Source organism: Pseudemcibacter aquimaris, from assembly GCF_028869115.1.
In the GTDB taxonomy this organism is placed as follows: domain Bacteria; phylum Pseudomonadota; class Alphaproteobacteria; order Sphingomonadales; family Emcibacteraceae; genus Pseudemcibacter; species Pseudemcibacter aquimaris.
Genome location: NZ_CP079800.1, coordinates 1191928 through 1205472, shown reverse-complemented (window position 1 = coordinate 1205472; position 13545 = coordinate 1191928). Strand labels below are relative to the sequence as shown.

The window sequence follows — 13545 nt, the reverse complement described above, 5'->3', positions numbered from 1 at the left end:
GAATTAAATGAGTATTTTGGGATTACAAAAGTTAAGGAGATGACAATGAAAGCTGCAACGCTAAATGAACAAATGGTAAGAGAAGCGGAAATGTATAATACAATTGCCGACAACTCGACTGAGATTGCCTTAATGTTTATGACGTTGGAATATGTAGGACGGTTATACACAACCGCTTTCCCAGGAGCTAATTTGTCAGATGTGAAGAAAATAGATGCACTAGAATCGCTAGAAGAAAGATTCTACACAGTGTATCTTGACCTCGAAGAAAAAGACAAAGAAAAGCTCTCTCCTTACTTACGAATATTCACGATGGGTAAGTACCTCCAGAAAAATAGACTGAACTAGCGCTGTTCTACTCTAACCCCATCTGAAATATTTGAGCCTGGATGTATGATCACCTCTCCCCCATCATCCAGGCCTTTTTTTATCTCGGCCATTTGATCATTCATTTTTCCTATTTCGACTTCTCTTCTAATAGCAATGCCATCTTCAACAACAAAAGCGTTCCAATTTTCCTCGTATCTAAATAATGCACTGATGGGGACATATAAAACATCACTTGACTGATCAACGATTATACTTGCTTCTACCCGGAACGCATCGCCAAGCCCCCGCCATTTTTCAATTGGATCAATGAAATCAAGATAAACATTCACACGCTGTTCTTCGACACCAAGTGCAGAAATTTTAGTAAAACCGGACGGTGAAACAACACGTACCTGTGCCAGTATATCCTCATCACCACCCCATCTTTTAATAAGGGCAGTATCACCGGCTTCTACCTTCACCGCGTCGCGCGAAAGCATTTCAATGACAATTTCCAAATCTTCCGGATTTCCAACCTCAACAAGTGGTGTACCCGCCGGGATTACCCCTTCACTTTCATGAAGAAGCCTTAATACTTTTCCGGATACGGGGGCCCGTACCACCAGCGTACTACTATCCGCGCCTTGATTATCACTTGGCTGAACTAGCCTTGCTTTTGCTGCCGCTAGAACACTATCTGCCACGACCATACCGGATTTCGCAGTATTTAATTCGGTTTCACGAAGCCTTAATGTCAATTGCGCGCGTTCCAACCTCGCTATAGAAACATTGCCATTATCATATAATCTTTTTGTTCTTTCCAGTTCCGCTTTCGCAAATTCAAGTTCTGCTTCTGCGCGTTCTAATTTCGCGACTTCAAACCCAAGGGCCGCTTCGGCACCCTGAATATCGGCCTGCGCCTGAATTTCAGTGCGGCTATCAATAAACCTCGGGTCGGCAGGGCGCATGTTAGCAATAACCGTTTCACCAGCAGCAACACTGTCGCCCTGTTCTCTTTCAATGCGTGTCACGCGCCCTTCAATGGGTGAATAAACGACGTAAATATCGCGAATTTTTGTTTTCCCTTCACCATCAAGGGATACAAGAACATCACCACGTTCCACACGGCCAATATCAACAAGCACAGGATTTGGCATTAAGGCAAATACCAGCATCCCAAGCGCAAAAACACCAAGTGCAATTTTGATATAGAGTTTGATTTTTTTCATTGTTATTCAACTCCCTTTTGGGCGGTTACAAGGTCAATTTTATCGACCTGTCGCCAAACAAGATAAAATGAAATAAGCGTGCTTATGAGTACAACGATCACTGCATAAGCATATGTATTACTTTTGATATATAAAGGTATTCGGAACAGTTCCGTATCAAGACTTTCGATCATACCAGCCACCATTGCGTATCCAAGCAACATACCAATCGGAATTGCAATCAATACAACAATGGCAAGTTCACCAAATAAAATATAGGCCACCTCACCCCGCGTAAGCCCAAGTACACGAAGACTCGCCAGTTCACGTGATCTTTCTGAAAAAGCAATTCGTGCCGTATTATAAATAACCCCAAATGCGATAATCCCAGCAAACACAATATATACGGCCATCATGCGCATCATATTTTCATCCATCAATTGTTCAAAAATTTCACGCATTTTGTCCATCATAGTCATGCCGATAATAGATGGAATTTCTTTGATATTTTGATAAAGCGGCCCATTCCAGTTTGGATCAATCATCAATGCGGCACCAGTTACAACCGGCCCTTCGTTAAGAAGCGAATTAACCCGTTCAATATCCATCATCGCACCAATACCCATAAATTCATCATAAATGGCTGTGACGGGTAAATATAATTCGGGGCGTTTTTCCTCAAGAACATCAGCCTTAACCACATCCCCGATCTGGACATTTAATATTTCCGCCAGTTTTCTGGAAAGAATAAAGCCATTCGCCGGAAGCTCTACCGGGTTTAAATCCTGATCCAGCATGCGGTGCAGATCGGGTTCCGGAATAATTCCGGATATACCAGTGCGTTTGGCCAGATGCCCATGACTTAATTCCACCGGCACATCACGTAAGGGTTCCACTTTCATCACACCGGGCATAAGGCGAATTTCTTCAAGTGCTTTTTTATGGCGTGGTTCAACGAAACTAAGCATTAAATCTTCGCGGTTACCAACATCATATTGGATATTCATCATATGAATAACGCTGTCATTTAAGCTGTTTGCAAATATCAGTATGGAAAGTGCAAACCCGACACCAATAGACGATAGTAATGCCCGTATCGGCCTTCTTTCGACTTGGCGCAGAACAATACGACTTAAAAACGAAAAAATCCTGTCAACGCCAATGCGTTCCAGAATAGTTTCTTTAAATTCTGTTGGTGATTCCGGTCGCATTGCTTCTGCGGGTGGTAAGCTTGCTGCTTGTTTCATTGCGATCCATGTTCCTGCGGTTGCTGACCCTGCACAAAGAAAAACGGCAAATACCATTACATCAATTGAATAAATATATCTAAGATCCGGGAAGCGGAAATAAGTCCCATAAAGTTCCAATAGACCTGCGCCCAACCAAACACCACCAATAAGGCCGATGACACTGCCAATTGACACAATGACCATTACCATTTTCAAGAAATGAAGGGCAATTTCACTTTCCCGATAACCAACGGCCTTTAACATACCGATTTGTACGCGCTGTGTTGCAACCTGTCTGGTCATCACAACATTAATTAAAAATGCTGCCACCGCTAAAAAGATCACTGGTGTGATACTTCCTGTTGTCTCAAGCTGGGTAAGCTCATTTTCCACAAACCAGTTTGACATTTGTTCGCTGCGGTCAAATGAAATCAAGCCACCGTATGGCTTTAAAATCCGGTCCAGTTCGCTTTTTACATCACTAACATTTGCATCGCGACCAAGCATTAAGGAAACATCGTTAAAGGCACCATCCATATTTACGGCAGCCTCGAGCGCACGGCGGCTCATCCAAAAAACACCAAACCTTTTATCATCAGGAATTAACGCCCCCGGTCCCATGGCATAAACATATTCCGGGCTTAAAACCACACCAACGATTTTTAATGTTCGTTTTTTCCCATTGATGATCATATCCACAGTATCACCAAGGATAAATTCATGGGCATTTACGAATGCTTCGCTTGCTAGAATTGCATCTTCCTCGTCAGGTAGTAACCATCTGCCCTGCTTTAGATAAAGTTTATTTAATGTCGACTCATACCCATCCGGCACTGAAATAATACGGCCCGTGGCTGGTTCTTCCATACCGTCCACCTGAACAATTCCGCCGAACGTCACGCGTGTTTCAAAACGGGTAACACCATCAATTTCGGCAATCTGTTCACGTACATTATCGGGAACTCGTTTCGCCCCCGCCCACACTTCGGCGAATTGATACCTGTCATAATAAACATCACGGCCCAGTTCCAAACTATCAATCACCCCAAAGGATAAAACAAAAGACATAATGCCGGACGCCATCACAAGCACAATCGCAACCAATTGCCCTTTGATTTTCCATAAATCACGAAGCAATTTTCGGTTTAATGATGAAACAAGACGCCCCGCCATATCACCACCTTATGTCACGAATGGGTTTTGGATTTTCATTGATAACCACATCCGATACCGCACCGTCCGCAAAATAAATGACCCTGTCGGCCACATCCGCAATCGCCACATTATGGGTAATAATCATAGTGGTCGTGCCGTATGTTTTATTGACATTCTGCAGCGCTTCCAAAACCAAAATACCTGTTTCGCTATCAAGTGCACCCGTTGGTTCATCACAAAGAAGCACTTCCGGTCTTTTGACAATGGCACGGGCGATGGCGACGCGTTGCTGTTCACCACCAGAAAGTTGCGCAGGGAAATGGTTAAGGCGCTCTGTTAACTCCACGGCAGCAAGCGCCTCTTCCGCCTTCATCGGATTGGCCGCGATATCAGTGATCAATTCGACATTTTCAAGCGCCGTTAAGCTTGGGACAAGGTTATAACTTTGGAACACGAAACCGACATTTTCGCGCCTAAAATACGTTAATTCCTTATCCGTCATATTAGCAAGCACGGCCCCTTCGAAATGAACTGCGCCACTTGTCGGCTGATCAAGACCACCGATAATATTCAAAAACGTTGATTTACCGGAACCGGACGGCCCCAAAAGAACAATCATTTCACCGCGTGGAATTTCCATCGTAACACCACGCAGCGCATGCACCACCAGTTCACCAACGCCATATTGCTTGGTGATATTGTCGGTTCTGAATACTATTTCTTCTGCACTTTTTGTATCGAGCATATAGACAAGCCTCCCAAGTTTACTGCTCACTTAACCATCAAACTAACGCAGAAATAAGGCACATTCCTTGATGATAATCAAGAAAGCCCTTTAAATACGGCCTCCGCAATTTTTAAATCCTGAACGGCAACGCCTGTTAAATCAGCAATCGTGATCTGATCATCATTATCACGACCACCGCCATTTGCAATGACCGTCCCGAGCTCCACAATATCATCATTTGTAATCATGCCAGCTTTTCGTGCCCACATTATTTCGCCTCGCGTTTCACTTTGATCAACACTATCAACAACAACTTTATCAGCCATTTTTAAAATTTCAGGATCTAGTTCTTTTTTATCAAGTGTATCTGAACCCATTGCTGTAATATGGGTACCCGGCTTAACCATATCAGCGGTAATAAGAACTTCTTCCGATGGGGTTGTTGTAACAATCAAATTTGCCTTTTCGCATAAATCAGCCAAGTCAGTGACGACCGTGACAGAATATCCTTTCTGTTCCATATCGCTTTTATATTGTTCCGCTTTCTGGACATTTCGTCCCCAAACGACAACATTTTTGCAATCGGTCACAGGCTTTAAATATTCAAGCTGCATGCGTGCTTGAATGCCAGTACCCACAATACCAATGGCTTTCACGTTTTTCGGAGCAAGATATTTCGCCGATATCGCCCCCGCGACAGCGGTTCTTACGTCTGTCAAATAACATTCATCATGTAATATAACAGCGGGCATTCCTGTATTCTGATCGAACAACAGCATCATACCGTTACTTGTCGGAAGGCCAATTTCATTATTGCTGTAAAATCCGGATGCGATTTTAACAACATAATAATCACCACCATTGCTGCATCCATATTTAATGTGGATATCGCCCTTTTCCATCAGTAACTCGCCAACAGGCGGGATCGTGCATTTACCGGCGGAATAATCAACGAACCCATCCTCAATTAATGGCATAGGGTCAATGTTTGGTAGCACTTTTTCAATTTCCGTTAATGATACGACTTTCATTATGATTATTCCTCTAATCTATTATACTTTTTTAATACTTCGCGAAGGCGGTCATGGGGTAATTCATGAATGGTGATATAATCGCGGCCCACCATGGTTTCTGCGGCAACCATTGCATTGATAATGGCTTCTTCTGTTGCCTGGATGGTTGCAAGAAATAACGGCCCCATATCATCATTGGACATCATTTCCACATTCGTATTTTTATCACGGTGAAATGCCCCTTCATTGGCCGTTGAAAAGGCAATAAAAATATCACCTGATCCATTAGATGCATAACCACCAACCTTGGCAATTCCCATTGGTACGCGTCTTGCGATACGCTTTAACTGATGTGGCAATAGCGGCGCATCTGTTGCCACCGTAACGATGATCGAACCATATGGTTGATTTTGCGGCCCACCACGTTCCGGCATTAAATCTGTGATTTCCTTACCCACAGGAACCCCTGCGATGGTCAGCGTATCACGTATTCCATAGTTGGATTGAACAAGCACACCAACTGTATATCCACCCTGCTCTTCTGATAATACGCGTGATGATGTACCGATACCGCCTTTAAATTGATGGGTAACCATTCCTGTCCCACCTCCGACATTCCCTTCTGCAACAGGGCCGGGCTTTGCATTATTAAGAGCTTCGAACGCGTCTTCTTTAGTGACGTGGAAACCATTAATATCATTCAAGCTTCCGTCCCATGTTTCCGCAACAACAGGAAGTGACCAGAACACCCCGGGTTCACCGCTTAATGGATTAACAATACCGTTTTCAATTTCCCATTCAATCAGGGCATCATGGACGATACCGACACTATGTGTATTCGTGATTGCGATGGCACCGCCTAGAAAACCACTTTCTTCAACCCATGTTGTTCCTGTCATCTCACCATTACCATTAAGGCTATACCATCCTGCAAATACTGGTTTATATTTATAGTCATTGTCCTGATCAGACAGGATTGCACCACGACCACGTGGAAGGATTGCCGTTACCCCTGTTCGCACAGGACCTTCACCAACCACAAGATCCCCTTCGCCACGGATAATTGTTTTATGACCAACTTCGATACCGGCGACATCAGTGATGGCATTATAAAGACCCGTCTTACCATCAAAAGGCACCCCAAGATCGCGCGCACGCACATTATCCTGCGCATTAGAAAAAACCACCAACCCCAAATAAATAAAAGAAAAATAGATAATTTTCATGACTGGCCCTCATTTATAATCTCCTGTATCCTGAACTTCTTTATTCTTATTGTCAATCACCCTAAACTGGTCATTTACACTTTCCGTCTTTTTGAGTATTGTTAAAAGAATAAATTCCTAAGCAATTGTAATCAGGGGCTAGAATGGCAAGAATTCCAGATAGGTTTTTAGGGTTTGCCTTTTCAGTAGGTGACATCTTAATTGAAACGGATCGTGATTTTAATATTAAATCAATCGATGGTGCTGCGAGCGATATTGGCCTTTCTAAAGAATTTGATGAAAAAATATGTTTTCTTGATCTAATGAATTCGAATGATCAGAAAGATTTTCTGGCGATTACACTTCCTTTAAAGCCTGCCAATAGAATTGGCCCTGCCAATTTCCGTATTGGTAAAGATAAAGACAGCAAACGTAAATTTTCATTATTCATTAACAAACTGCCTGAATACCCAAACCGTATCTTCATCAGTCTGGTTTCATCATATCGTTTAAACAGAAACAATTCTCGCCAACAGGTTACGGATACAAAATCCGAAACTGAAAATTTATTAGGAAAAATCGAAAACATCCTAACCGAATATCAGGGTCAGGATAAAAACCTGAATATCACCTTGATGGAAACAAAGGATACAGAGAATCTAAAAGAACAGGATCTGGATAATTTAAATCACCTGCTAAAGAAATATTCTACAGGTGGCAATACAGCCGGAAGATTAGCCGATAATAGATTTGCGCTGGTTCATGAAAAAGAACCGGACGGCATGGAAACCAAGGATTTGTTAAGGGAACTGACCAAATCAACAGGGATAAACCTAAATTCCACGACCATTGATGCCGATGACGAGAGCTTAAGTGAACAAGACGGTATTCGCGCTCTCGTTTATAGTCTTCAGCAATTTGCAGATGAACATGAAGATTTCAACGTTGATGAAATCGCAAATAATTATGATGAAATTATTGAAAACACATCAGGTAAAGTTCAAAAGTTAAGAACTATTTTAAAAGATCAAAAATTCTCGCTTGTCTATCAACCGATAATTGACCTTAAAACCAAGGAAACACATCATTCAGAAGCACTGATTAGGTTTAATGACCCTGAATTACATGACTTACAATTTGAAACCATTTGTTTTGCGGAAAAAGTTGGATTGATCCATGAATTTGACAAAGCGATATTCATGCAAACGGTAGAAAAACTAGAAAAAATTATAAAAGACGATCCTTCCATAAAATTAGCCGTTAACATGTCAGGAAAATCGCTTTCCAAGAACGTATTTTTACAAGATTTATTAAAACAGCTTCAGAAATACAGCCATTTAAAAAATCACATCTCACTGGAAATTACTGAGTCATCCGAAATTACTAACTTAGAACAATTATCTGAATTTATTGATGAAATCAGATCAATGGGTTTTCGAGTATATCTTGATGATTTTGGTGCGGGTGCTGCTGGTTTCCAATATTTACGTGATCTGGAAATTGATGGTGTTAAAATCGACGGACAATATGTTAGAGATGCCCTAAGCGATAAAAAAATGCGCGCCTTTTTAAAAGCAATCGTTACGCTTTGTAATGACCTGGATATTGTTACGATCGGCGAATGGGTTGAAACATCCGAACAAGAAGAACTGCTTCAAAACCTGAATGTTACCTATGCGCAGGGTTATTACTACGGTCAGCCGAACACAGGTATCAAACAAGGGTGATTTATCAAAGATCAACCGTCCTGAGTATCCCGTTATAAACCCGACCGTCCCGTTTTTCTGTGAAATATAAATGCACCTGATTTACGTCAGTCGTGAACGTTTCACCTGTTTTAATTAAATGTTCTTCCGTCACTTTTGCCCGCCTTAACCTGGAAAGTGTGACATGCGGCCTATAAGGACGTACCACCAAATCAAACCCTGCTTCGCGAAATCTTGCATCAAGACGTGATTGCAAATCAGCAAGCGCATCAGAATTTTCAACGGATGCAATCATAACCCCTTTTTTTTCATTATCCGGCGGGAATAACGTTGTATCACCAAGTGTTACTGAAAATGGTTTAACACCGTTTACCGCCTCTTTAATCAGTAACTGTAATTGATCGAGATCGGTTTCTGGTACATTTCCAATGAAAATCAACGTTATATGATAATTTTCAAACGGCACCCAGCGGATATTAAAATCAGACAGCTGTTGCTGCAATTCAATTGAACGCGTTTTTAATACGTCCATCACTTCACCACTAAGTGATAAAGCAACAAAAACGCGTACCGAATTATTGTCTTTGTTATCGGATATTATAGATGACATTGACCCACTGCCCGCGATCATTTGGATTTGTCCATGTCAAACAATGTTTCTGATCATCCATGGCAGTGAATATTTCATTTTTTTCCCGGGTTAAATGTTCCGCGACGGGGAATTTTACATTGTCACCTTCGCCAAAATGAATATTAAAATTCATGGCACGACGACTGATAAAACCATATTCCAGTTTTTGTGCGAAATTAAGATCGATACATAATTCGTATGTTTCCCCCGGTTTTACAAGCGCCCGGTCCCGTTTTTCCGCCGCAAGTGATGTACTGGCAGCGAGAACACATATAAGACTAAAGCTTAAAAACCGCATGTTAATTAGTACTCCGTCGTTTAATAGATGGTCTAACCTTCATTGCTGTTTCTGGAATAAATATCGCCCCTTTTGTTCTATCTTCTGCGGGTGCAAACGTTCCAAATTTCGGAAGCATAACGCGCTCGCCACGTGCTACAGCACGGTTTATTTCCGCAAAAATTACATTCACAGCCTCTGTAGCTTGTTTCTTATTAAGGCCGCTATTTGACGCCAGAGCATCAATAAGTTCAGCCTTATTCATGGCGTTCGCGGAACTAATACTTCCTAACAGACCCAAACACATAATAACGGTAATAATTTTTTTCATGGGATATCTCCTTGTATCTTTTGAAGTATCGCATAATTGTGGCAATTTTTCTACAGCTTCGCATTTTTTCATAATCAAAAATTAACTTTTAACTTTTACTTTATTCATGAGTAGGAACAAATACATGCTGTCACAAAATATCTCGCGACCAATGCGAACTTTTAATTACCGAACGATCCAAGGACCGTCTTTTTTAAACGGCATTCCAGAGGCCGCTGAATGGGCAGATTTTAAAGAAAAAATTCTATGTGACAAAAGCAAATCTTTAAGTGAACTTTGGTTTGAAAAAGTTATTGAAAGCGGTGGCATTCCAGACAGAAAAGATTTTGCCGTAGAAGAATTCATCAAATTCGGCACCAATATATTTATTGGAAAATTAACGGATGACGGAAAATGGTTAACCACATATTGCGGCAGCGGTATCGCCGACAGCGTTGGCCTTGATGCATCCAATAAAACATTCGAAGATTACGCAAAACCCAAAACCCAGAAATTTTGGGAGGATAATCTTAAAATGCTGACCGACGATGGAAAAGTTTACTTGGAATATTATTCATTTGAATATGATAACCATGAGATTAAACATTGCGCAGCCATTAATTTACCGCTTTATAGTGATGGTTCCCCTTTCCCCAATGTGAATTTATCATACGAAAGTTTTAACCGCGAAGACTTATACCCTAGCGATTAACGCGCCTAAACGTTATAAATAATCTATCAATATTAAAATTAGGAATGCTTAATCATGATAGACTATTTGAAATTTTACATTAATGGCGAATGGGTTGATCCCGTAACCCCAAACACAGCCGATGTTATTAACCCCGCAACCGAAGAAGCATTCACGAAAATCAGCATGGGATCAAAAGCCGATGTTGATAAGGCCGTTGCCGCTGCCAAGGCCGCCTTCCCCGTATTTTCAAAATGGTCTGTGGAGGAACGCATCGCGCTTTTGGAACGCATCATTGAATTATACGAAAGCCGATTAGAAGAAGTCGCCCAAGCTATCACCGCTGAAATGGGCGCGCCCATCACCCTTTCCCGTGAAGATCAGGCAGCCGTCGGCACAAGCCACTTTCAAGCAACACTTGATGCGCTTAAAAATTTCGAATTTGAAAAAGAAGATGACGGCGCCATCCTTCGTTATGAACCAATCGGCGTCTGCGGATTAATCACGCCATGGAACTGGCCAATGAACCAGGTTGGTGCAAAGGTTGCACCAGCAATCGCCGCCGGATGCACCGTCGTTTTAAAACCAAGTGAAATCGCGCCTCTCGATGCCATGATCCTCGCTGACATTATGGAAGAAGCAGGTCTTCCCGCTGGTGTCTTTAATCTTGTAAACGGATATGGCCCCGAAGTTGGTGAAGCCATGTCATCACACCCAGACATTCATATGATGTCCTTTACCGGGTCCACCCGTGGCGGTATCGCCGTTGCAAAGGCATCAGCCGACAGCGTCAAACGCGTTGCACAAGAACTGGGCGGCAAATCACCGAATATCATCCTAAGGGACGCTGACATCGCACAGGCCGTTTATGACGGCGTTATTTTCTGTATGGATAACAGCGGTCAATCCTGTAACGCGCCAACCCGTATGCTGGTACCGAACGAAAGCATGGACATCGCCATAGAAGCCGCCCGTAAGGCAGCAGAAAGCCTTAAGGTCGGTGATCCACTGGATGAAACAACCGACCTCGGTCCCGTGGTCAGCGACGTTCAGTTTGAAAAAATTCAAGGTCTTATTCAAAAAGGCATCGACGAAGGAGCAACCCTTGTCACCGGCGGCACCAGAAGACCGGATCACCTTTCAAAAGGTTATTATGTAAAAGTAACCGTCTTTGCCAATGTGAATAACGATATGTCCATCGCCCGCGAAGAAATATTCGGCCCTGTCATCGCCCTTCTTGGTTATGATACAGAGGAAGAAGCCATCGACATCGCCAATGATACCGAATACGGCCTTGCGGGTTATATCAGTTCAAACGATATGGATCACGCCCGTGATGTGGCGAAGCAAATCCGCGCGGGTCAGATTAAAATCAACCTAAAAAGCGGCGGTCAAAAAGTTCCGTTCGGTGGGTATAAACAATCCGGAAACGGCCGTGAAAATGGCGTATGGGGTTTCCATGATTACCTTGAAATTAAGGCAATTACTGGTATTTAAATATCTTTTAAAATCCTTTTTGCCGCATTCCGCCCCGGCGCACCGGTCACACCGCCGCCGGGATGGGTACCCGATCCACAAAGATAAAAACCCTTTACCGGTGTGGCATATTGCGCCGCGTCGGGGTGTGGTCTGACGCTATAAAGTTGATCCGGTTCCAGCTTTCCGTGGCAAATATCACCACGCGGCAGACCGAATATTCGTTCCAGATCAAGTGGCGTTAAACATTGCCATCCCACCAAAATATCCGGCAAATTCGGAATATATTTCGTCAAATGATCAAGGATATTTTTAACCACCCGTTCTTTTTCATCATCCCAATTTTTCCCATCCGCCAGTTCATAAGGCATATATTTACATAGTAAGCTCATGACATGGGTGCCCGGTTCATCGGTCAATGTATCATCTGATGCACTGGGGATGATCGATTCAATAATTGGTGGGTCGGACGGTATTCCTGCCCGTGCGGACCTATAGGCACGCTCGATATGATCTTTGCCGTCAATGAATGAAATACTACTTTTGTGATGTTCGCCAATTTCCGTGCCCGGCAGACAGGCAAAATCAGGCAAACCCGAAAGCGCCAAATTCATGCGTAGTGACGCGGATTCCTGTCTGATGGCGGCAATATCCTTGGCGAATGTTTCCGGTAAATGTTCTTTACCGATCATGTTTAAAAAGGCGCCCTTTGGGTCCGCATTGGTGGCGACAACACGGGCGAGAATTGCTTTACCATTTTCAAGCATCACGCCTTTCGCCACACCATTTTCAACGATGATTTTCTTCACGGCCGCATCCGTTCTGATTTCAACGCCCTTTGCCATCGCCGATTTGGCCATGGCTTGCGTAATGGCGCCCATGCCGCCCTTTACGATACCCCACGCGCCATGATGACCATCCAACTCACCAACCGAATGATGTAGCATCGAAAGGCTCGCCCCCGGGTTATGCAGCGATATATAATTGGCGGGGATACAGTGCGATGCGATCATCGCTTTGATTTTATCACTTTCAAACCAGCGTTCGATGATACTATCAGGCGCACCGATAAAAAACTGCACCATGCGGTAACGGGTGTCTTTATCAAGCTTATAAATATCCATTCCGGATTTCGCCGCGCTGATCAGGTCCGTTAACCCGCCGCCATGCAATTTCGGCGGCTCTTTTAGCCATTGTTTGGATAGGATCGCACCCAGCTTATCAACAATGCCATGATATTCAATTTGCGCGTCATAATCGGTTTTGGAAAATTTTTCATATTCGCGTCTGTTATGATTGTCATCATCATTCAGCAACAAATATTCACCGTTCAAATCAGGATAAAATGAATTTTTAAGGCGCATGGGTTGATACCCATGTTTTTTAAGTTCTAATTCCTCCACGACCTCGGGCCGTAGCAGGCTGACCACATAAGACGCGATGGAATTTCGGTATCCGGGATGGAATTCTTCGGTGACCGCCGCACCGCCAACAATATGACGGCGTTCAAGCACACAAACCTTCAATCCCCCCATCGCCAGATAATTGGCGGCCGTCAATCCATTATGCCCCGCCCCGATAATCACCGCATCATATTGTGTCACACCA

13 protein-coding genes are annotated in these 13545 nt (G+C 43.1%); 4 read left to right on the top strand and 9 right to left on the bottom strand.

The genetic code is table 11. The features are described 5' to 3' along the window. Positions 1-45: 45 nt before the first annotated feature. Entirely contained in the window at positions 46-348 is a 303-nt protein-coding gene (locus KW060_RS05840) for a hypothetical protein (RefSeq protein WP_249035432.1), read from the top strand. On the opposite strand, the gene KW060_RS05835 is transcribed toward KW060_RS05840, so the two are convergent. The 5 genes from KW060_RS05835 to KW060_RS05815 form a co-directional block, all read right to left on the bottom strand. Then, positions 345-1538 carry an efflux RND transporter periplasmic adaptor subunit gene (locus tag KW060_RS05835; RefSeq protein WP_249035431.1) on the bottom strand — a complete coding sequence of 398 codons (1194 nt, stop codon included), beginning with the start codon at positions 1536-1538 and terminating at the stop codon, positions 345-347. The genes KW060_RS05840 and KW060_RS05835 overlap by 4 nt on opposite strands. Before the next feature lie 2 nt (positions 1539-1540). Further along, the gene (locus KW060_RS05830; protein ID WP_249035430.1) at positions 1541-3919 is read right to left on the bottom strand and encodes an ABC transporter permease; all 2379 of its coding nucleotides are present in this window, start codon (positions 3917-3919) and stop codon (positions 1541-1543) included. A gap of 1 nt (position 3920) precedes the next feature. Further along, on the bottom strand, positions 3921-4646 hold the full coding sequence (locus KW060_RS05825) for an ABC transporter ATP-binding protein (RefSeq protein ID WP_249035429.1): 726 nt from the start codon (positions 4644-4646) through the stop codon (positions 3921-3923). Between the two features lie 77 nt (positions 4647-4723). Continuing rightward, complete coding sequence (locus KW060_RS05820; RefSeq protein ID WP_249035428.1) at positions 4724-5659, bottom strand: Rossmann-fold NAD(P)-binding domain-containing protein; 936 nt, start codon at positions 5657-5659, stop codon at positions 4724-4726. Between the two features lie 5 nt (positions 5660-5664). Further along, entirely contained in the window at positions 5665-6867 is a 1203-nt protein-coding gene (locus KW060_RS05815) for a DmpA family aminopeptidase (RefSeq protein WP_249035427.1), read from the bottom strand. A 143-nt stretch (positions 6868-7010) separates the two neighbouring features. Here KW060_RS05815 and KW060_RS05810 point away from each other — a divergent pair, with 143 nt between their 5' ends. Further along, positions 7011-8573: an EAL domain-containing protein gene (locus KW060_RS05810; RefSeq protein WP_249035426.1), complete on the top strand. Its 1563-nt coding sequence runs from the start codon at positions 7011-7013 to the stop codon at positions 8571-8573. A gap of 4 nt (positions 8574-8577) precedes the next feature. Here KW060_RS05810 and thpR read toward each other — a convergent pair whose 3' ends face one another. The 3 genes from thpR to KW060_RS05795 are packed head-to-tail and all read right to left on the bottom strand — an operon-like array spanning position 8578 to position 9791. After that, positions 8578-9162: an RNA 2',3'-cyclic phosphodiesterase gene (thpR, locus tag KW060_RS05805; protein ID WP_249035425.1), complete on the bottom strand. Its 585-nt coding sequence runs from the start codon at positions 9160-9162 to the stop codon at positions 8578-8580. Then, a complete protein-coding gene (locus KW060_RS05800; RefSeq protein ID WP_249035424.1) occupies positions 9140-9481 on the bottom strand; it encodes a hypothetical protein in 342 nt (113 codons plus the stop codon). The genes thpR and KW060_RS05800 overlap by 23 nt, the downstream gene beginning before the upstream one ends. Position 9482: 1 nt before the next feature. Further along, on the bottom strand, positions 9483-9791 hold the full coding sequence (locus KW060_RS05795; RefSeq protein ID WP_249035423.1) for an HU family DNA-binding protein: 309 nt from the start codon (positions 9789-9791) through the stop codon (positions 9483-9485). Between the two features lie 124 nt (positions 9792-9915). Here KW060_RS05795 and KW060_RS05790 point away from each other — a divergent pair, with 124 nt between their 5' ends. Together KW060_RS05790 and KW060_RS05785 are read left to right on the top strand one after the other, a co-directional pair. Next, entirely contained in the window at positions 9916-10482 is a 567-nt protein-coding gene (locus KW060_RS05790) for a PAS domain-containing protein (RefSeq protein WP_249035422.1), read from the top strand. Positions 10483-10536: 54 nt separating this feature from the next. After that, positions 10537-11958 carry an aldehyde dehydrogenase family protein gene (locus KW060_RS05785; RefSeq protein ID WP_249035421.1) on the top strand — a complete coding sequence of 474 codons (1422 nt, stop codon included), beginning with the start codon at positions 10537-10539 and terminating at the stop codon, positions 11956-11958. Here the strand turns inward: KW060_RS05785 and KW060_RS05780 are convergent. Next, positions 11955-13541 (bottom strand): phytoene desaturase family protein, encoded by a 1587-nt coding sequence (locus tag KW060_RS05780; RefSeq protein WP_249035420.1) that lies wholly within the window; start codon positions 13539-13541, stop codon positions 11955-11957. The genes KW060_RS05785 and KW060_RS05780 overlap by 4 nt on opposite strands. Between the last annotated feature and the right edge of the window lie 4 nt (positions 13542-13545).